The sequence below is a fragment of the Labrenzia sp. ATLA3 genome, from assembly GCF_057180185.1.
Genome location: NZ_JBXUKV010000010.1, coordinates 163,523 through 181,734, shown reverse-complemented (window position 1 = coordinate 181,734; position 18,212 = coordinate 163,523). Strand labels below are relative to the sequence as shown.

Annotated in this window: 15 protein-coding genes; 10 read left to right on the top strand and 5 right to left on the bottom strand. The window is 60.0% G+C overall.

The window, feature by feature from the left end:
• The first annotated feature begins 255 nt into the window (after window positions 1–255).
• The 3 genes from AC2A6O_RS26205 to AC2A6O_RS26195 are packed head-to-tail and all read left to right on the top strand — an operon-like array spanning window position 256 to window position 4,273.
• The gene (locus tag AC2A6O_RS26205; RefSeq protein ID WP_498931521.1) at window positions 256–1,887 is read left to right on the top strand and encodes an FMN-binding glutamate synthase family protein; all 1,632 of its coding nucleotides are present in this window, start codon (window positions 256–258) and stop codon (window positions 1,885–1,887) included.
• Between the two features lie 28 nt (window positions 1,888–1,915).
• Complete coding sequence (locus AC2A6O_RS26200) at window positions 1,916–3,628, top strand: thiamine pyrophosphate-dependent enzyme (RefSeq protein WP_498931519.1); 1,713 nt, start codon at window positions 1,916–1,918, stop codon at window positions 3,626–3,628.
• A gap of 48 nt (window positions 3,629–3,676) precedes the next feature.
• The gene (locus AC2A6O_RS26195; RefSeq protein WP_148587443.1) at window positions 3,677–4,273 is read left to right on the top strand and encodes a DedA family protein; all 597 of its coding nucleotides are present in this window, start codon (window positions 3,677–3,679) and stop codon (window positions 4,271–4,273) included.
• Window positions 4,274–4,478: 205 nt separating this feature from the next.
• On the opposite strand, the gene AC2A6O_RS26190 is transcribed toward AC2A6O_RS26195, so the two are convergent.
• The 5 genes from AC2A6O_RS26190 to AC2A6O_RS26170 all read right to left on the bottom strand — a co-directional run bounded on the left by AC2A6O_RS26190 (window position 4,479) and on the right by AC2A6O_RS26170 (window position 9,280).
• Window positions 4,479–5,129, bottom strand: a complete 651-nt coding sequence (locus tag AC2A6O_RS26190) for a DUF6629 family protein (RefSeq protein ID WP_148587444.1) — start codon at window positions 5,127–5,129, stop codon at window positions 4,479–4,481.
• A 143-nt stretch (window positions 5,130–5,272) separates the two neighbouring features.
• Window positions 5,273–5,584, bottom strand: coding sequence for a cytochrome o ubiquinol oxidase subunit IV (gene cyoD, locus AC2A6O_RS26185; protein ID WP_148587445.1), 312 nt, complete (start codon window positions 5,582–5,584; stop codon window positions 5,273–5,275).
• Window positions 5,581–6,216 carry a cytochrome c oxidase subunit 3 gene (locus AC2A6O_RS26180; RefSeq protein ID WP_148587446.1) on the bottom strand — a complete coding sequence of 212 codons (636 nt, stop codon included), beginning with the start codon at window positions 6,214–6,216 and terminating at the stop codon, window positions 5,581–5,583. The genes cyoD and AC2A6O_RS26180 overlap by 4 nt, the downstream gene beginning before the upstream one ends.
• Before the next feature lies 1 nt (window position 6,217).
• Window positions 6,218–8,296, bottom strand: a complete 2,079-nt coding sequence (locus AC2A6O_RS26175) for a cbb3-type cytochrome c oxidase subunit I (RefSeq protein WP_498931516.1) — start codon at window positions 8,294–8,296, stop codon at window positions 6,218–6,220.
• A 12-nt stretch (window positions 8,297–8,308) separates the two neighbouring features.
• A complete protein-coding gene (locus tag AC2A6O_RS26170) occupies window positions 8,309–9,280 on the bottom strand; it encodes a cytochrome c oxidase subunit II (protein ID WP_498931514.1) in 972 nt (323 codons plus the stop codon).
• A gap of 763 nt (window positions 9,281–10,043) precedes the next feature.
• Here AC2A6O_RS26170 and fumC point away from each other — a divergent pair.
• Genes fumC through AC2A6O_RS26135 form a run of 7 tightly spaced genes read left to right on the top strand, consistent with a single transcriptional unit; the run spans window position 10,044 to window position 18,082 of the window.
• Window positions 10,044–11,507: a class II fumarate hydratase gene (gene fumC / locus AC2A6O_RS26165; RefSeq protein WP_498931512.1), complete on the top strand. Its 1,464-nt coding sequence runs from the start codon at window positions 10,044–10,046 to the stop codon at window positions 11,505–11,507.
• Window positions 11,508–11,525: 18 nt separating this feature from the next.
• On the top strand, window positions 11,526–11,912 hold the full coding sequence (gene sdhC / locus AC2A6O_RS26160) for a succinate dehydrogenase, cytochrome b556 subunit (RefSeq protein ID WP_498931510.1): 387 nt from the start codon (window positions 11,526–11,528) through the stop codon (window positions 11,910–11,912).
• 10 nt (window positions 11,913–11,922) lie between these two features.
• On the top strand, window positions 11,923–12,465 hold the full coding sequence (gene sdhD / locus AC2A6O_RS26155; RefSeq protein ID WP_498931508.1) for a succinate dehydrogenase, hydrophobic membrane anchor protein: 543 nt from the start codon (window positions 11,923–11,925) through the stop codon (window positions 12,463–12,465).
• Between the two features lie 3 nt (window positions 12,466–12,468).
• The gene (sdhA, locus tag AC2A6O_RS26150; protein WP_148587452.1) at window positions 12,469–14,262 is read left to right on the top strand and encodes a succinate dehydrogenase flavoprotein subunit; all 1,794 of its coding nucleotides are present in this window, start codon (window positions 12,469–12,471) and stop codon (window positions 14,260–14,262) included.
• A gap of 17 nt (window positions 14,263–14,279) precedes the next feature.
• Window positions 14,280–15,059: a succinate dehydrogenase iron-sulfur subunit gene (locus tag AC2A6O_RS26145; RefSeq protein WP_498931506.1), complete on the top strand. Its 780-nt coding sequence runs from the start codon at window positions 14,280–14,282 to the stop codon at window positions 15,057–15,059.
• Between the two features lie 7 nt (window positions 15,060–15,066).
• Entirely contained in the window at window positions 15,067–16,758 is a 1,692-nt protein-coding gene (locus tag AC2A6O_RS26140; protein ID WP_498931504.1) for an NAD-dependent malic enzyme, read from the top strand.
• 55 nt (window positions 16,759–16,813) lie between these two features.
• On the top strand, window positions 16,814–18,082 hold the full coding sequence (locus tag AC2A6O_RS26135; RefSeq protein ID WP_498931502.1) for an NAD(P)/FAD-dependent oxidoreductase: 1,269 nt from the start codon (window positions 16,814–16,816) through the stop codon (window positions 18,080–18,082).
• Window positions 18,083–18,212 lie beyond the last annotated feature (130 nt).

Here is an 18,212-nt window from a genome sequence, read left to right as displayed (position 1 = left end):
CTCTGAAAGCCTGGGACTGCAGATAGAAACTCAACAGTATTTCAGCTTTGACGAGCAATTCGTAAGAACTTCCGATTGTAGGTCAGTTGCAGTACACAGAAATGCGGTGCAAGCGCTTGATCCGAAACAAGTAAGAAACAAGAAACACAGGTGCAAGGGCTTGACCGGAGTTAAGTAAGAATCCAGAAATGGTGCATGGGCACTGACGGCAGGTCACAGGCACGTTGCGTTGACCAAAAAAAGAAAGAAGACAAAATGAACAATCAACTGGCCAGCCTTCTTGATCTGTCAAAGCGCGCAATCGTCCCGATTATCGCAGCGGTTGGACTTCTGCTCGCTGTCGTCATGGGATGGATCTGGTTGGGCCTGGCAATGGCCGCCGTTGTCCTTCTCGGGCTGTACGATGCGTTCCAGACCCGCTGGTCGATTACGCGAAACTATCCCGTGGCCGGCCGGATCAGGTGGCTGTTCCACGATCTGCGACCCTATCTTCACAGCTATATCGTCGAGGACGATCTCGGCGGCACGCCCTATTCACTGTCGGCACGACGTCTGGTTCATGCGCGCGCCGACGGTCTCACCGACACGCAGCCGTTCGGCACCGAACGCGACACCGACGAGGACACCTATCACTGGGTGGTTCATTCCATCTCACCCACCGAGAACCCGATTACATCGCCCCGGGTGGATGTTGGATCCGACCAGTGCAGCAAGCCCTATTCGGCCTCGGTCCTGAACATCTCCGCCATGAGCTTTGGCGCGCTTTCAGCCAATGCCGTGCGTGCGCTGAACCGCGGGGCCAAGCTGGGCGGATATTACCACGACACGGGCGAGGGCGGGCTTTCCCCCTATCACCTGGAGAACGGCGGCGACATCGTGTGGGAGCTCGGGTCCGGCTATTTCGGGGCGCGCGACAAGGATGGCAAGTTCGATCCGGAGAAATTCGCCGAAACCGCGCAGCGCGACGAGGTCAAGATGACCGAAATCAAGTTGAGCCAAGGCGCCAAGCCGGGCCACGGCGGCTTGTTGCCGGCCGCCAAGGTGACCGAGGAAATTGCAAAGATCCGACAGGTCCCTGCGCATGAGGATTGCCTGTCGCCGCGTGGCCATTCGGCCTTTTCCACACCGATCGAGATGCTGGAGTTCGCCGCGAGGATGCGTGAGCTGTCCGGCGGCAAGCCCGTGGGCCTCAAGCTGTGCATTGGACAGCCACATGAGCCCTTTGCCATCATGAAAGCGATCCTTGAGACGGGAATTCACCCCGACTTCATCGTCGTGGATGGCGGCGAGGGCGGCACCGGGGCCGCTCCTCTGGAACTGTCCGATTGGGTCGGCATGCCTCTGTCCGAAGGCCTGATCCTGATGCGCAATGCTCTGGTGGGGGCGGGCGTCAAATCGCAGATCAGGCTGGCGGCAAGCGGCAAGGTCTATTCCGGCATGGGCCTGGCGCGCAGCATCGCGCAGGGGGCGGACTGGTGCAACGCGGCGCGGGCCTTCATGTTCTCGGTCGGCTGCATCCAGGCTCAGCGCTGCCATCTCGGCACCTGCCCAACCGGTGTCACCGCACAGGATCCAAGCCGTCAACGCGGCCTTGTTCCCGAGGTTCAGGGCGAGCGCTCGGCCCGGTTTCACGACAAGACCGTCAATGCCTTGATGGAGATTGTCGCTTCGGCCGGACTGGACCACCCGAGCGAGCTTGAGCCGCACCATCTGATGCATCGCAGCGGGCCCGAAAAGGGGGTGCCGATGGATCGGGTTCACACTTTCCTCAGCGAAGGGGCGCTTCTGGATGCCCCTGAAGACACCATCTACGCCGACTTCTGGCGCGCAGCGCAGGCGACCAGTTTCCGCCCCGCCATTGATCTCGCACGGGAACGCGCGAACTAACCAACTGATAAAAATAAGGAATACGAAAATGGCCAAGGTTGCCGATGTTGTCGTTGACACCCTTATCGAAGCTGGTGCGAAGCGCTGTTGGGGGATCGTGGGCGACACGATCAATCACTTCACCGATGCGGTGCGCCGCTCAGATCTGCGCTGGGTGCATGTGCGCCACGAAGAGGCGGGTGGGCTTGCCGCTGGCGGTGAGGCCTTTTTCACCGGTGAACTGGCCGTCTGCGCAGGTACTTGTGGCCCCGGATCACTTCATTTCGTCAACGGCATCTTCGAGAGCCACCGCAACGGCGCACCCGTCCTCCTGATCGCAACGGACGTGGCGCGCGCCGAGACCGGTCTGGGCTTTCCCCAGGAGTTGGACCAGCGAAAGATCTATGAGCAATACAGCGTGTTCTGCGAATACATCTCGCATCCCGACCAAGCTCGCCGCATCATCGTGCAAGCCGCGCAGGCGGCCCTGACCAAAGGTGGTGTCGCGGTCGTCATCATCAACGGCGACATGTTCGAGGAAGACACCAAGGACGATCTGGCCTGGTCCGTCCATCGGCCCAAGTCGCGCCAACGACCCGCGGACGACGAGCTTGACGCCTTGGCGGACCGGCTCAACTCGGCGGGCAAGGTCACGCTTTATGCCGGGATCGGCGCGCGCGATGCCAAGCCCCAGCTGGTGGCCTTGGCCGAAAAGCTGGCCGCGCCCATCGCCCATACCTCCCGCTCGAAGGAATTTATCGAGCCCGACAACGATTACAACATCGGCATGATAGGCATTCTGGGCAACAAGGCAGGGGTCGAGGCCGTGGACCGCGCCGACGTGATGCTCTGCCTCGGCACGGATTTCGCCTATACGCAATTCTATCCCGGCAAGGAGAAGATCATCCAGGTCGATCACGACCCGGCGCATATCGGACGCCGCGCGCCGGTAGGCATGGGTCTTGTCGGCGACATCGGCCCGACCATCGAGGCGCTGCTCGACCGACTGGACCAGAAGGAAGACAAGGCCCATCTCGACACCGCGCGCAAGCAGTGGAAAAAGGATCTTGAAGGCTACGTTTCCGAGGCCGACGAACACGATCCGTCGCTGATCCATCCGCAGTTCGTCGCCCACACGCTCGACCGGCTGGCGGCGCAGGACGCGATCTTTACCGCCGATGGCGGATCCCCGATGGTCTGGCTTTTGCGGCACCTGACGGCGAAGGGCCAACGGCGTTTCCTCACAAGCCTGCTGCACGGCACGATGGCCAATGCCTATCCGCAGGCCATGGGGGCCGCGGCCGCCTATCCCGGGCGCCAAGTCATCTCGCTGAGTGGTGACGGAGGCATGACCATGCTGATGGGCGATCTTCTGACCCTCAAGCAAGAGAAGCTGCCGATCAAGATTCTCATCTTCAACAACGAAAGCCTTGGCTTCGTCGAGATGGAGCAACGGGTCAGTGGCCTGCTCGACAGTTTCACCGGGCTGGAGAACCCCGATTTCTCCAAATTGGCTGAGGTGTGCGGTCTGAAGGGATGGCGGGTCGAGAATGCGAGTGATCTGGAAGGCGCGATGAAGGAATGGCTTGCCGCCGAAGGTCCCGCAATCCTCGACGTCCGCGTCAATCGGGTGGAACTGGTCATGCCCCCCAAAATTGAGGCCGGTCAGGTCGCCTCGACCGCGCTCTTCGGCATTAAGGCCGTGCTGGACGGGCGCACGCGCGAAGTCGTGTCGCTCTTGCGCGACAACTTCCTGCGATAGAGCGAGAGGAAAGCGGCTCGTGCAGCGAGATGCAAGGCGAGATGAGCGATGAAGATCTCGCTCATCTCCAGCTGGGGACTGCTGGGCGGGAGCATCCCGGCGGCAGTTTTCGTAACGGTCCTTCTGGAAGCCTTCGGCTTGCCTCTGCCCGGCGAAAGCGCGCTGATTGCCGCCTCGGCCGCCGCCGGCGCGGGCGCAACACGCCTGCCGTACGTTTTCCTGGCGGCTTGGGCGGGGGCGGTCATTGGGGACAACATCGGTTACGTCATCGGGCATCGATATGGCCAGTCGCTGGTGGCACGCTATGGCGACCGCGTGGGCCTGACACAGGCGCGCTACGCGCGCGTTGAGGCCGCAACGGAGAAATACGGCGCGTTCATGGTCGTGTTCGCGCGGTTTTTCGTCGTGCTGCGCCAGTTCAACGGACTGGTTGCGGGATCGACGGGAATGCCCTGGATTCGGTTTCTGATCGCCAACATCGTCGGTGCAGCGGCCTGGGCCGGGCTCTGGACCGTGCTTGGCGGCAGAGCCGCGCGCTGGTTGACGCACCATCCGAACGCAATGCATGCGGTTCCGCTTGTGGTAATCGTTGCGCTCGTGATCTTCGTCGCCATTCGTCTGTTTCGAAGGCGGCGCAAGCGCTGACGGCCACGCAAACCGTAACTTTTCGATGGGCCGGTCACATGGCAGAGGCGACGCTTTCATGCCCGTCTCTGATCGACATCATCTTGCTCGACCCAGAACAGATCTGCGATATGGCAAGCCTGATCTTCCTGCCGGTCCATACCTTCGTGCCTCTTGGTGCGGCACGTCACGTTGCGCGCGGCGCGGGCAGGGGAACCTGCCCTTATCAAGGGACGGACGAGGACAGGATCTTTCCGTTTCGGAACTGCCAGTAGAGCATGACACTGATCACCGCGGCGTAAAAACACCAGACCGAGGAGAAGGCGTAAGATTTGGCAAGGATGATGATCGTGAGCCCGACCAGGTTGTAGACCCCGAACCACCGAACCACGCGGAAGCTCGACAGAACGAGTGCGCCGCAGGTGACAAAGATATAGGCAATGCCTGTCCACGTCGTTTCAGTTACCGGGTTGGAATAGACGATCGACCTGTTCTCGACGTAGCACGACGTCGGGTACGACATGACACCCCAGATCATGTAGGCCCCGAAAACAAGGGCAATCAGGGTGATTGCCGCCAATACCATGCGGCGCCAGCCGACATCTTCCAGCAGGAAAACGGACAGCGACATCAATATCGGCAGCAGTCCCTGTGCATAAAGCAGGAACAAAAACGCAGCATGATCGCGCGCGGTTTCACCAATTGTCCCGTCAAGTCCGAGCCAGACGAATCCCTCGGTGAACTGATGCAACGCGAAGAAAAGCGGCATCGCGGCAAAGAGGACATGGCGTGGATGACGGACATGGGTGAGCGTTGCGACCCCGACCGCGCCAATGGCGGCGCTGGCCACAAAATTCACTTCGGCGGAAAAACACATGGGACGCGTCCCCTGTCACTGAATTTGGTCTTGATATCGTAAAACTCCGCAGCACGAGAAATTTGAACTTTCCCTTGCAGCGGAGTTGGTACGAGCAAATCCGGTCGGCCCGAAGAATGCGTCAGGGGGCCGCCCGGATACTGTTACATCATGCGCGTCATGAGATTGCCGAGGACCCAGACTGTTCCGGCGACCATGATGAGGATGATCAGCCCGGTGAACAGGATGAGCTGCAGCTCCTCGCGTTTCTGCCGCGACACGTCGATGTGCAGGAAGAAGCGGAAGTGGACGGCTATCTGCACCGCTGCCAGCACCGCGAGGGACGCGAAGATTCCGACGGAGCCGAAGGGTTGCAGGATCGCGGTCAGGAACGACAGGGCAGTCAGGATGACGGCGGCAATGAAGCCCGTGAAATACATGCGCAGGTCGTGCGCGCGTTCGTCCTTGTTGTTCATGACAGTAGCCCCGGAAGAAAGACGACCGAGAAGATCCCGATCCAGATGATGTCGAGAAAGTGCCAGTAGAGCCCCAGCCGGAGCACCCGTGTCTTGACGTCGCTGGCAAAGCCGAAGAAGGCGATCTGGACGCAGACAACCAGGATCATCAGGCTGCCCACGCTCACATGCAGCCCGTGCAACCCGACCAGCGCCCAATAGGAGCTGAGATAGCTCGAGCGCATCGGGACTGCCCCCTTTTCCGCCGCATCTATGAAGTCGCGGATTTCGAGACCGAGGAAGCACAGACCGAAAGCCAAGGAAGCCAGAAGCCAGAGGATCACAACACGTTTGGAGGAATGATATTTCATCGCGACGGTTGCGACGCCGAAGAGCAGTGAGCTGATCAGCAGCGATCCGGTTTGGAGTGCGATGCTGGTCACATCGACGATGTCCGCGTTGCCCGGTCCTCCTGCGGTTGCCTGGATCGACGTCGCATAGATTGCGAAAAACATCGCGAATGTGACGAGATCGCTCATCAGGAAGACCCAGAACCCGAATACGACGGATTCGGCTTCTTCGTGGGCTTTTCCGTGGGAAGGGCCAAGGTTCAGCCCTGGATGGCGTCTGAGGTTGGTGTTCGACGTCGTCATCTCACGCCTCCGAAATGCGGGCGGCAATGCCGCGGTTGCTGGGCGATACCTCGTCACGACGCTCGGTGCCCGGGCCTTCTGCGGCCAGGGCGATCCAGTCTTTCTCGGTCCGCTCGATCACAGACGCGGGGATGATCTCGCCCTTGTCGCGCACGAAGCCGAGGCCGATGGAATGGGTCAGCAACGCAAGTGCAGACAGCACGGCCAGCCACCAGATCCAGAACACCATGGCAAAACCAAACAGTGTCCCGAAGACGATGATGTTCAGGCCTATCCAGCTGGTCGGTGAAAGCTCGACGTCCTCGTAGGTGTCGCAGTCGATCTCGTAGGCGGTGCCTGCCGCTTTCTCTTTGGCGAAAGCATCCTGGCTGTTCACCGTGGGGATGAAGGCGAAGTTCCACTCCGGCACCGGTGCGGGCGAGGCCCATTCCAGGGTGCGCCCGTCCCAAGGGTCGCCACCTGGCACCGCAAGAGTATCGCGTCGCAGTGCCGAGACCACGAAGCTGCCGATCAGCGTACCCAGGGCCGCGAGCACGCAGAGCGCCCCAACCATCGTCACGATCATGTAGGGAATGTAGCTGGGATCATCGAAGGCCGGGCTGCGCCGAGGCAGGCCCATCAGCCCGACCATGTAAAGCGGCATGAACGCGAAGGTGAACCCGATGATGAAGAGCCAGGCAGCCGTCGCCGACCAGCGTTCGTCCAGCCGGAAGCCAAAGAACTTCGGAAACCAGACGTAGATGCTGGCAAGCACGGCGAAGAGCGTGCCCGGCAGCAGCACGTTGTGGAAATGCGCGACGACGAACTGGCTGTTGTGCACGGCAAAGTTGACCGTCGGGTTGGCCAGCAGGATGCCGGTGTAACCGCCCACAGCGAAGAAGACGATGAACCCCGCAAGATAGATGATTGGCGTGCGTATCCGGATCCGTCCGCCCCAAAGCGTTGCGATCCAGACATAGACCTTCACCCCCGTGGGGATCGCGATCAGCATGGTGGCGATGCCGAAGGCAACGTTGATCGTCGGGCTTTGTCCCATGGTAAAGAAGTGGTGCAGCCAGACAGTGAAGGACAGCACGGCGATGGCCATCGTCGCGATGACCAGTGACATGTAGCCGTAGATGCGCTTGCCCGAGAAGATCGCCGTGAACTCGGAGTAAAGGCCGAAGGCGGGCAGGATCAGGATATAGACCTCCGGATGGCCGAACATCCAGAACAGGTTGGCGAAGTTCATCATGTTTCCGCCAAGGTCGTTGGTGAAGAAGTGAAAATCGAGGTAGCGATCAAGCGCCTGCATGATGACCACGGCCGTCAGTGGGGGAAGCGCGAAGATCAGGAGGATGGAGGTGCAGAGCGCCGTCCAGACGAAGATCGGCATCCGTAAAAAGGTCATGCCCGGGCAGCGCATCTTGTAGATGGTCACGGCAAAGTTCAGGCCGGTCAGCACCGTTCCGATACCAGACAGGCCCAGTGACCAGATCCAGTAATCCGGCCCGGTTCCTGGTTGGAAGGCGACGCCGGTATAGGGCGGATAACCGGTCCATCCGCCGGTTGCGAACTGTCCGACCACGAGGCTGATCATCAACAGCATCGCGCCGACGATGGTGAAGCCGAGGCTGATCTGATTGAGACGCGGGAAGGCCACGTCGCGCGCCCCGATCTGCAGCGGCACCAAAAGGTTCATGAAGCCGATCAGGAACGGCATCAAGACGAAGAAGATCATGATGGTGCCGTGGGTCGAGAAAAGCTCGGAGAAGTGATCTGGCGTCAGGTAGCCCCCCTGGTAGGAGGTCACATATTGCGAGCGCATCACAACGCCTTCGGCCACACCGCGCGCGAACATGACAAGGCCCACGACGATATACATGATGCCGATCTTCTTGTGGTCGGTGGTGTTCAACCAGGTAAACAGCAGCGGCTTCCACCAGCCCTTGATCAGCAGCAAAGCGGCGACGATCACCGCACCGATGACGGCCAGCCAGCCAGCGGAGCTGCCGACGATGTTGCTGGCCGTGGGGTCGCGGAAAACGTCGAAGATCGCGATGTCGTCCCAGCCGAGACGACCAAAAATAAAGTGTTCCATGTTCTGTCGCTTCTACTGGTCGGACCCGGTGGGATCTGTGGCGGTATCGTGGTGCATATTGCCCATCTGGCTCATGTTGAAGTGGCTGTTGGCCAACAGCTTGTCACAAGGTCCATCGGGCAAGGCGCCTTTCGCGGGATCGAAGACTGTGCTGCCCGGCTGCGCCTCCGGCGGTACGGGCGTGCCCTGATGATAGCGGGCCACCACGCGGTCGAAGAGACAGGTATCGGCCAGAGGTCGAAGCGCGGGCGTATTGGAGTTGTACTCCTTCGCGCTGTCTCCGGAGACGAGCAGCTTGACGTAGCTTTCGGCATCGACCGTTTCGCCGGCAGCACCATTGACCCAGGCATCGAATTGCGCGTCCGAAACGGCGCGCATGGGCACCCGCATGTTCGCGAAACCGTAGCCGTTGAACTGGGTCTGGGTCGCGGTACCCTCACCCTCTTGATTGGCGGCCAGGTTCAGTTTGGTGACCATCCCCGGCATCGCGTAGATCTGCCCGGCAAAGCCGTTCGGCAGGAAACTTTGCATGTTCGTGTCAGTGGTCAGCCGGAATGTAACGGGACGGTTGGCCGGGATGACGATCTCGTCCAGCGCGGCGACCCCTTGGTCCGGGTAGATCGCGAGATAGCGGAAATCGATGCCCACAAGGTCGATCTCCAGCGGATTTTCCCCCAGGGGTGTGTAGGGATCGTACTTGAGCGTCGACTGGGCAAGCCAGTACGCCAGTACACAAATCACCAGAACCGGTACCCCCCAGATGGCCATTTCGTACCATTTGTTGAACTCCCACTGGGGCGTGTAGCGCGCGTTTCCACCGATCCGGTAGCGCCAGAGCATGATCGGGAGAAGGAGGATCGCGGGCAGAACCGCCACGAGGGCGATCAGCGATGCCCGCAGCAGATGGGTCGACTGATCCTCCAACACCGGACCTATCGGGCTGAAAATATCCGCGGCGACGGTCACGTCCGACCATCCGGTCAACACTGCCACACCAGAAAGAATGGTGACCGCCCACCTCCATCCGCGAGGCAAGATTGCGCAGTGACGAGGGCTCATGCTGTCAGGGCTCCGGTAGTCGGGTGGGCGTTTGCCTTTCGGGTCATTGATGCCGGGCCGCTCAGGTCGCCCCCGGAACATCCAGCGTTCCGCCAATCACCGCTTCCGCGGGCGTTGGTCACATTTGTACCGATCGATGGCATTCGACCCCTCCAGCCAGGTTCAAGGTTTGAGTTGCAATTCGCGCCAGCAGGATGTTGGCACGGCAGCGCATCCGAAGAAAACATGAACCAATCAGTAAATATTCGCTCCGCACTTTTGAGAGTTTTAAAAAAAAATTCTGGTTTTGCAACTGATTACGTAGCGAAATTGACAATGAGCTCTCTTGCAGTTGTATCCGCGTGCTAATCGTCATGGTTGCATCGTCAAGTTGTTTCGATGCGTAGCGATAGCCGACATTTTCCGGTTCATGGTGTCATCTTGAAGGCATGGTCGTGATGTCAGGTTAATCGGCCGGCATATTTCGATCCGAACTTCCTTGCCCGGCAACGGACCGTCTCACAGGAAACGATGATGCCGTGTTCTCAACAGCGGTCCCCGTATTGGCGTGCCTTTACGGCAGGCAATACGATGAGTGTGTCACATGACCAGATGTTAACTTGATCGATCTCTCGGGAACCCGGAGAGTGTCGGAGCGTTACCGTCAAGAATTCGATTTATCTTCATCACAAACAGGAGACGCTGCCCAATGCGTCCTGATTCCTCACCGCTTACGCTAGCTCACCCTCTGCCGCCTATCGGGCTGAGCGCGCGGGGCACGCGGACGGAAAGCGATTCCATGGGTGAAATCGAGGTGCCCGCTGATCGCTATTGGGGCGCGCAGACCCAACGCTCGCTGGTTCATTTCTCGATTGCCGGTGATCGGATGCCAAAGCAGGTCTATCATGCTTATGGCTACGTCAAGAAGGCCGCCGCCAAGATTAACGCGGACGCAGGCCGTCTTGATCCAACGCTTGCCGCTGCCATCATACAAGCGTGTGACGAGACCATCGCTGGAAAGCTGGATGCGCATTATCCGCTTTTTGTCTGGCAGACCGGCTCTGGCACGCAATCGAACATGAACATCAACGAGGTCGTTTCCAACCGCGCAATCCAGATCCTTGGCGGGACATTGGGCAGCAAGGATCCGGTGCATCCCAACGATCACGTCAATATGGGACAGTCGTCAAACGACACTTTCCCGAGCGCGATGCATATCGCGACTGTCCTGGCGCTGCATGCGCAGGTCTTTCCTGCGATCGAGGCTTTGGCCAGCGTGTTCGAGCAGCGGGCGCAGGACTGGGCCGATATGCCAAAGATCGGGCGCACCCACTTGCAAGATGCAGTGCCGCTGTCGGTGGGCCAGGAATGGTCTGGTCATGGCGCGATGCTGCGTGACGGGCTCGAGCGGTTGCGCCAGGCACGAGATGGGCTCTACCGGTTGGCCGCAGGGGGAACTGCGGTGGGCACGGGCTTGAACGCGCCGTCGGGATTCTCAGAGGCGATAGCATCCGAAATCGCAACTCTCACCGGACAACCCTTCATCACGGCCCCCAACAAGTTTGCAGCCCAGGCCTCGCTTGACCCGATGGTAGCGGTGATGTCGGCGCTACGGGGTTTGGCGGTGTCAGTGATGAAAATCGCCAACGATCTGCGCTGGCTGGCGTCGGGTCCGCGCTGCGGCCTGGCCGAACTTCACATGCCCGAGACGGAACCGGGCAGCTCGATCATGCCGGGCAAGGTCAACCCCACGCAATGCGAGGCGATGATGATGATCTGCCTGCAAATCATCGGGTTGGACACAGCGGTCGGAATGGCGGGGGGGATGGGGAATTTCCAGCTCAACGCGATGCGCCCGATCATCACGGCAAATGTGCTGCATGCGATTGACCTGCTGGGCGATGGTACGACCAATTTCTGCCGTTTCGCGGTCGAAGGGATCGCCCCGCGCAAAGAGGTGATTGCAGGATATCTGGAACGCTCACTGATGCTGGTGACCGCGCTCAGCCCCGAGATCGGCTATGACCGCGCCGCCGAGATTGCACATCTGGCCGAAGAAAACGACCTGACCCTTCGTGAGGCCACGCTGAAGCTGGGTTACCTCACCGGCCCCGAATTTGACCGTATTGCCGATCCGAGCGCCATGATCGGCGATGGGATTGGCGGTGCCTGACAGGATGGAGAAATGGACATGACAGCACGCTCCACGACGCGACCGCTTTCACCGCATCTGCAACACTACCGACCCGAAATCACCTCGATCTTGTCTGTGCTGCACCGCGCAACCGGGATCGTGCTGGGCTTGGGCGCCGTGGGACTTGCGTGGTGGATTACCGCGCTTGCGTTGGGGGGCAGCGCTCAAAGCGTGACGCATTGGCTGCTCACGTCGTGGCTTGGGTATCTCGCGCTGTTTGGCTGGACCTTCGCGCTTGGTTTCCACCTTTGCAACGGGGTGCGTCATCTGTTCTGGGATGCCGGTATGGGCTTTGAGATGGACAGCGTACGGCGCAGTGGAAAGGCCGCCGTAGGGGGGGCACTGTTGCTGACGGTGATTGTCTGGATTGTGGTGATTTTGTGAGGGGGCGGCAATGAGTGACGCGAAAAACACTGATAAAAAAAGCGAGGCGGATGATGCGGCCAAAGACACCGCGAAGAACGACGATCAGCAAAATCAGAACGACAAACAAAAAGACGAAATCAAGGTCGCACGTACCCAGACCGATCCCTCATTGTTGACACGGCTCGCGCAGCGCACCGCCTATCGCCGCGCAACCGCACTCGGTGCTTCGGGCACGGGGGCTGCGATCTGGACGGTGCAACGCATGACGGCGCTGGCCCTGATCCCGTTGGCGCTCTGGTTTCTTGTCTCGATCCTCAGCATGTTGCATGCGCCTGCCACCACTGCCGCTGCCTGGCTTGGTGCGCCCTGGAATGCGGCGCTTATCGGCGCCTTTGTGCTCGTTGCGCTGCGCCACGGCACGATCGGATTTCGCGTCATCCTGGAAGATTACGTCCATTCCGAGGGCTGGCGCGTGGCATCCATCGCCCTTGTTTACGCGATTGCCGCGCTTTCGGCGCTTGCCACTGTCGTTGGGCTGGCTGTTCTCATTTTCACACATATCGGAGGCTGACCCATGGCCCGTTCCTATCAAGTCATCGATCATGCTTTCGATGTTGTTGTCCTTGGAGCCGGTGGCGCGGGCTTGCGGGCAACGTTGGGCATGGCCGAGGCGGGGCTCTCAACGGCCTGCGTCACCAAGGTGTTTCCCACGCGCAGCCACACGGCGGCGGCACAGGGCGGCATCGCCGCGGCCCTTGGCAACATCAAGGAGGATGATTGGCACTGGCATATGTATGACACTGTGGCAGGGTCTGTCTGGCTCGGCGATCAGGATGCGATCGCCTATCTGTGCCACGAGGCAATTCCGGCAGTCGTTGAGCTGGAACATATGGGCGTGCCGTTTTCGCGAACCGAAGATGGGCGGATTTATCAGCGCAAGTTCGGCGGCCATACCACCCATTGCGCCGAAGGCGAGATGGCCGCGCGCTCTTGCGCTGCGGCGGATCGCACCGGACACGCCGTTTTGCACACTCTGTACCAACAATGCCTGAAACGGCGGGCCCAGTTCTTTGTGGAGTATTTCGCCACCGATTTGCTGATGGATGAAGACGGCACTTGTCGCGGGTTCATGGCTTTTTCGCTGGTCGATGGCACGATTCATCGCTTTCGAGGCAAGCAGACGGTGCTGGCGACGGGGGGATACGGCCGAATCTATGAAAGCTGCACGTCGGCGCACACCTGCACGGGCGATGGTGGAGCGATGGCGTTGCGCGCGGGTATACCGCTTCAGGATGGCGAGTTCGTTCAGTTTCACCCCACCGGCCTTAAAGGCCCGGGCGTGCTGATCACCGAGGGCGCGCGGGGTGAGGGAGGCTACCTCACCAATTCCGAGGGCGAGCGGTTCATGCCCAAGTACGCCCCCCACGAAAAGGATCTCGCCAGCCGCGATATCGTCTCCCATGCCGAGGGGGTAGAAATGCGCGAGGGCCGGGGATGCGGCGAGAACGGGGATTATATCGAGCTTCACCTGGAAGATCTTGACGACGAGGTGCTTGAGAAGAAGTTGCCCGGAATTCTTGAGACGATCCGGGTGTTCAAGGGGATCGACGCACGCAAGGAGCCGGTTCCTGTCGTACCGACCGCGCATTACTGCATGGGCGGGATTCCCACCAATATCCACGGCGAGGTGATCGATCCTCGCCGGGGTGGCCCGGATGCGATTGTGCCAGGCCTGATGTGTATCGGCGAGGCCGCCTGTGTTTCGGTGCATGGCGCGAACCGGCTGGGAACGAACAGCTTGCTTGATATCATCGTCTTCGGGCGCGCTGCCGCCCTGCGCGCGGCCGAGATAGTGAACAAGGACGAAGACGTGCCGCCCGCCCCGAAGGCTACCGAAGAGGCCGCGCTGTCGCGCTTTGACGCCTTGCGCCACAACGCCGCCGGCGCAAACGCGGGCGAATTGCGAGCGAAGTCACAAGCGATCATGCAAAAGCACTTTGGCGTCTTTCGCGACGAGGAGACGATGCAGGAAGGGATCGACGCAATGGCCGAACTGGCCGATGGTATCGATGATATCGGTTGCACCAGCCCCGACCTGCATTGGAACATGGAGCTGATGACCGCGCATGAGGTTAAGAACCTTTATGACCAGTCCATTGTGGTCGCGCAATCATCCCTCAATCGCACCGAAAGCAGGGGCGCCCATCTGCGCGATGACTATGAGGAACGCGACGACGAGGGCTGGCTGAAACACACCGTCGCGTGGTTGGACGAGGCACGCAAGGTCGAGATCGACTACCGCCCGGTGCATCTGGAAACCGGGCGCGATGATGCCAAACCCTTTCCGCCTACCGAGCGCAAAATCTGAAGAAAAGGAGGTCTGCAATGGCCGAGTTCCGTCTGCCGCCTAATTCGCGCCTCGGGCAAGGTAAAACCTGGGATAGCCCGAGTGATGCGAAGAAACCCCGTGAGTTTCGCGTCTACCGCTTCGATCCGGCGAGCGACGATCACCCGCGAATGGACAGCTTCACCCTTGATCTGGACGAAACCGGGCCGATGGTGCTGGATGCGATCCTCAAGATTATCGACGAGGTAGACCCCTCGCTGGCGTTGCGCCGCTCATGCCGCGAAGGGGTTTGCGGTTCCTGCGCGATGAACATCAACGGCAAGAACGGACTGGCCTGTCTGACCCATATCGATGAACAGGGTGACGGCCCGATCACGCTGACACCGCTGCCCCATCTCGAGATCATCAAGGATCTCGTCGGCAGTCTGGAAACTCTTTACGCGCAATATGAAATGATCGAGCCGTGGATGAAGGCAGATGGTCCGGAACCCGAGCGAGAGCGCCTGCAAACACCCGAAGACCGCGAAAAACTCGACGGCAGTTATGAATGCGTCCTGTGTTTCTGCTGCGCGACCGCATGCCCTTCCTATTGGTGGAACGGCGACAAATACCTGGGCCCGGCCGTGCTGTTGCAGGCTCATCGCTGGCTGGCGGATTCACGTGACGACCATACCGGCGAACGCCTTGACGCGCTGGATGACCCGTTTCGCCTTTATCGCTGCCATACGATCATGAACTGCACCTCGGCCTGCCCCAAGGGTCTGAATCCGGCCAAGGCGATCGCCGAAACCAAACGCAAGCTTGCCCAACGCCGTTGAGGACACCATGACCAATAAAACCAATTCTGCGCAACGCGTCACAAAACGCGGCATCGATCTGCTGGATGATCCGCTGTTGAACAAGGGCACAGCCTTTCGCGAGGATGAACGCGATGCGTTTGGGGTGCGCGGGTTGGTGCCGCCGCATGTCGAAACGCTGGAAGACCAATGCGCCCGCGCGAAAATCGCGCTCGATGAGGTGGACGTGCCGATCCAGAAATATCTGCGGTTGCGCCAGATGCAGGACGACAACGAGGTTTTGTTCTACAAACTCATTTCCGAACATCTCACTGAAATACTGCCATTGATCTACACGCCCACCGTGGGCGAGGGCTGCGAGGAATTCTCGCGCCATTGGGAGCATCCGCGCGGCTTGTTCCTTTCCCCTCCCGATCAGAGCAAGCTCGACGACATCTTTGCCGATCCGCGGTTCGACGCCGTGGAGGTGATCGTGGTGTCGGATGGCGAGCGGATTCTCGGCCTTGGTGATCAGGGCGCCAACGGCATGGGTATCCCGATTGGCAAGTTGTCGCTTTATACCGCCTGTGGCGGGATCGACCCGAACAAGACACTGCCGATCCTGCTGGATACTGGCACCGACAATGAAGATCGGCGCAACGATCCGCGCTATATCGGCTGGCGCCACGCGCGGGTGCGCGGCGAGGAATATGATGATTTCGTCGAGGCATTTGTCACTGCCGTCAAGAAGCGCTGGCCCCATGTGTTGCTGCAATGGGAGGATTTTGCGCGCGGCAATGCGCTGCGCCTGCTGGAGCGCTACAAAGACCATCTGTGCACCTTCAACGACGATGTGCAAGGCACAGCGGCTGTCGCGGCCGGCACCTTGCTGGCGGCAAGCAAGGCGAAGGGTGAGGGGCTTGGCGATCAGGTTGTGGTGATCTTTGGCGCAGGCTCTGCCGGATGCGGGATCGGGCGTCTGATCCTGCGGCTGATGCAGGACGAGGGGCTGAGCGAGGCCGAGGCACGCGCAAGATTCTATGCGATGGACGCCAACGGGCTGGTGCTGGACGATGCCGATCTGCAAGATTTCCAGAAACCCTTTGCGCGCTCACGTGACGATATCGCGGATTGGGAGTGTGCTGACAAGGACCGGATTGATCTGATCGATGTGCTCCGCAACATCAAGGCCACCGTCTTGCTGGGCACGTCAGGGCAGGCGGGTGCCTTTGACCAGAGCTGCATCACTGAAATGGCTTCGAAGGTCGAGCGCCCGGTCATCCTGCCGCTGTCCAACCCGGTTTCGAAATCCGAGGCCAGGCCGCAGGACATCGTGGATTGGACGGATGGCAAGGCGATGATCGGTACGGGCAGCCCGTTTGATCCGGTCAAGATCGGCGGCAAGAGTTACACGGTCGATCAGACCAATAACGCCTATGTTTTCCCAGGTGTCGGGCTTGGTGTGCTGGCGGCGCGCGCCACTCGCGTGAGTGAGCAGATGTTTGTCGCTGCCGCCAAGGCACTTGCGCAGACCGCGAAGACCAGCACCGAGGGGCCGGGCCATATGCTGCCACCCACCTCGGAATTGCGCCGCGTCGCCGTCGAGATCGCCAAAGCCGTTGCTCGCTCTGCGGTGGCCGAAGGGCTGGCAGAGGCACAAGCAGTTGGCGGAGCCGCGCTTGACGACGAGGTAGAGGCGCGGATGTGGCACCCTGTCTATCGCGATTTCAAGGCGGAGTAACAGGAGGGGCAACACCCTCACCGTTGTGAATTCAAGAAGGTCTGGACGGCAGGTAATGCAAACATTTCCCATTGTGATTGTCGGTGGTGGCGCAGGCGGGTTGGAACTGGCGGTGGGACTTGCCAGAAACGGCCATCCGGACCTGCTTTTGATCGACAAGAGCCCAACCCATATCTGGAAACCGCGCCTGCATGAGGTGGCTGCCGGTAGCGGGCCCGGCGAGATTGACGAGATCGGCTACGCGACTTTGGCGGAAAAATGGGGCTTTGCGTTTCAGCAAGGCAGTCTGGCCGATATCTCGGCTGAGGATCGCACGATAACGCTGGCGGCGATGACGCAAGACACGCAAAGTCATGTCGTGCCGCCACGCCAGATCGGCTATCAGGCTCTGGTGCTTGCAATTGGCGGCGGCACGCCGGATTTCGGCGTCGAGGGTGTCCGCGAACATGCCGCGATGCTGGATGATGTCGAAGGAGCCAAGGCGTTGTTTTCCCGGCTGTCGCACCGCCTGCTGGCGCATCACGCCAACAACACCGGCCGGCCGTTTCAGATTGTTGTCGCAGGATCGGGCGCCACCGGTGTCGAGCTTGCCGCTCATCTCAAGAATGATCTTCACTGTGCAGCATTGGCGCCGCATTCGGATTTGCCACCCATCGATGTGACCATTCTCGAAGGAGCCGATCAGATCCTGGGCGGTGTTGATGACGAGGTTCGCTCTATCGTGAGAGAGCAGCTTGAGACAGCCGGTGTGCGCGTTGAGACCGGTCAACAGATCTGCAAGGTCATGGCAAATGCTGTTGAAACCAAATCGGGCCAGACGTTCAAGGCTGATGTGACGATCTGGGCCACGGGCACTTCAGGCCCTGCGATTGCCGGTGACATTGCTGCGCTTGAGACAAACAAGAAGGGCCAGTGGAGTGTCAGGCCGTCCCTGCAAACTACGCAATCGGATGCGATCTTTGCGATTGGCGATTGTTGCGCAATTACCGACACCCCGGCTCCGACGACCGCGCAAGCCGCCAGTGAGCAGGCCGAACATCTCATTGATGCGCTGCCGCGCTGGCTGAAGAATGAACCGATAGACGCGTTCGAGTTCCGCAACAAGGGAACCTTGTTGTCTCTGGGAGACGCCGGAACGGTCGGCACTTTGAAGTCGTGGTTTCACACAGATATATCCATCAATGGCCGTCTGGCCCACGCTGCCTACCGGGGTCTCTATCATCAACACCAATTCCGCATATTGGGGCCATTGAAAGGCTCCGAAGAATTTGCGGCAGACCTGTTTGAGCGCGCCGCCGGTCCACGGCTGAAAGTATACGGATAGGCCGTGTTGGCTTTCGCGCGGTACGACAAACACGACGAACGGAAACGAAATGCTGCCCTGCGCTCACTCAAAATTGCGGAGCCGTGTTGCTTTCTTTTGAGATGCATTAATATTCCATAATACAAATTAC

Excerpts from the sequence above, each read along its gene's own strand:
- fumC (WP_498931512.1), top strand. The coding sequence starts at position 10,044 with ATGCGTCCTGATTCCTCACCGCTTACGCTAGCTCACCCTCTGCCGCCT.
- AC2A6O_RS26145 (WP_498931506.1), top strand. The coding sequence starts at position 14,280 with ATGGCCGAGTTCCGTCTGCCGCCTAATTCGCGCCTCGGGCAAGGTAAA.
- AC2A6O_RS26190 (WP_148587444.1), bottom strand. The coding sequence starts at position 5,129 with ATGTGTTTTTCCGCCGAAGTGAATTTTGTGGCCAGCGCCGCCATTGGC.
- AC2A6O_RS26195 (WP_148587443.1), top strand. The coding sequence starts at position 3,677 with ATGAAGATCTCGCTCATCTCCAGCTGGGGACTGCTGGGCGGGAGCATC.
- AC2A6O_RS26175 (WP_498931516.1), bottom strand. The coding sequence starts at position 8,296 with ATGGAACACTTTATTTTTGGTCGTCTCGGCTGGGACGACATCGCGATC.
- sdhC (WP_498931510.1), top strand. The coding sequence starts at position 11,526 with ATGACAGCACGCTCCACGACGCGACCGCTTTCACCGCATCTGCAACAC.
- cyoD (WP_148587445.1), bottom strand. The coding sequence starts at position 5,584 with ATGAACAACAAGGACGAACGCGCGCACGACCTGCGCATGTATTTCACG.
- sdhD (WP_498931508.1), top strand. The coding sequence starts at position 11,923 with ATGAGTGACGCGAAAAACACTGATAAAAAAAGCGAGGCGGATGATGCG.
- AC2A6O_RS26180 (WP_148587446.1), bottom strand. The coding sequence starts at position 6,216 with ATGACGACGTCGAACACCAACCTCAGACGCCATCCAGGGCTGAACCTT.
- AC2A6O_RS26135 (WP_498931502.1), top strand. The coding sequence starts at position 16,814 with ATGCAAACATTTCCCATTGTGATTGTCGGTGGTGGCGCAGGCGGGTTG.
- sdhA (WP_148587452.1), top strand. The coding sequence starts at position 12,469 with ATGGCCCGTTCCTATCAAGTCATCGATCATGCTTTCGATGTTGTTGTC.
- AC2A6O_RS26205 (WP_498931521.1), top strand. The coding sequence starts at position 256 with ATGAACAATCAACTGGCCAGCCTTCTTGATCTGTCAAAGCGCGCAATC.
- AC2A6O_RS26140 (WP_498931504.1), top strand. The coding sequence starts at position 15,067 with ATGACCAATAAAACCAATTCTGCGCAACGCGTCACAAAACGCGGCATC.
- AC2A6O_RS26200 (WP_498931519.1), top strand. The coding sequence starts at position 1,916 with ATGGCCAAGGTTGCCGATGTTGTCGTTGACACCCTTATCGAAGCTGGT.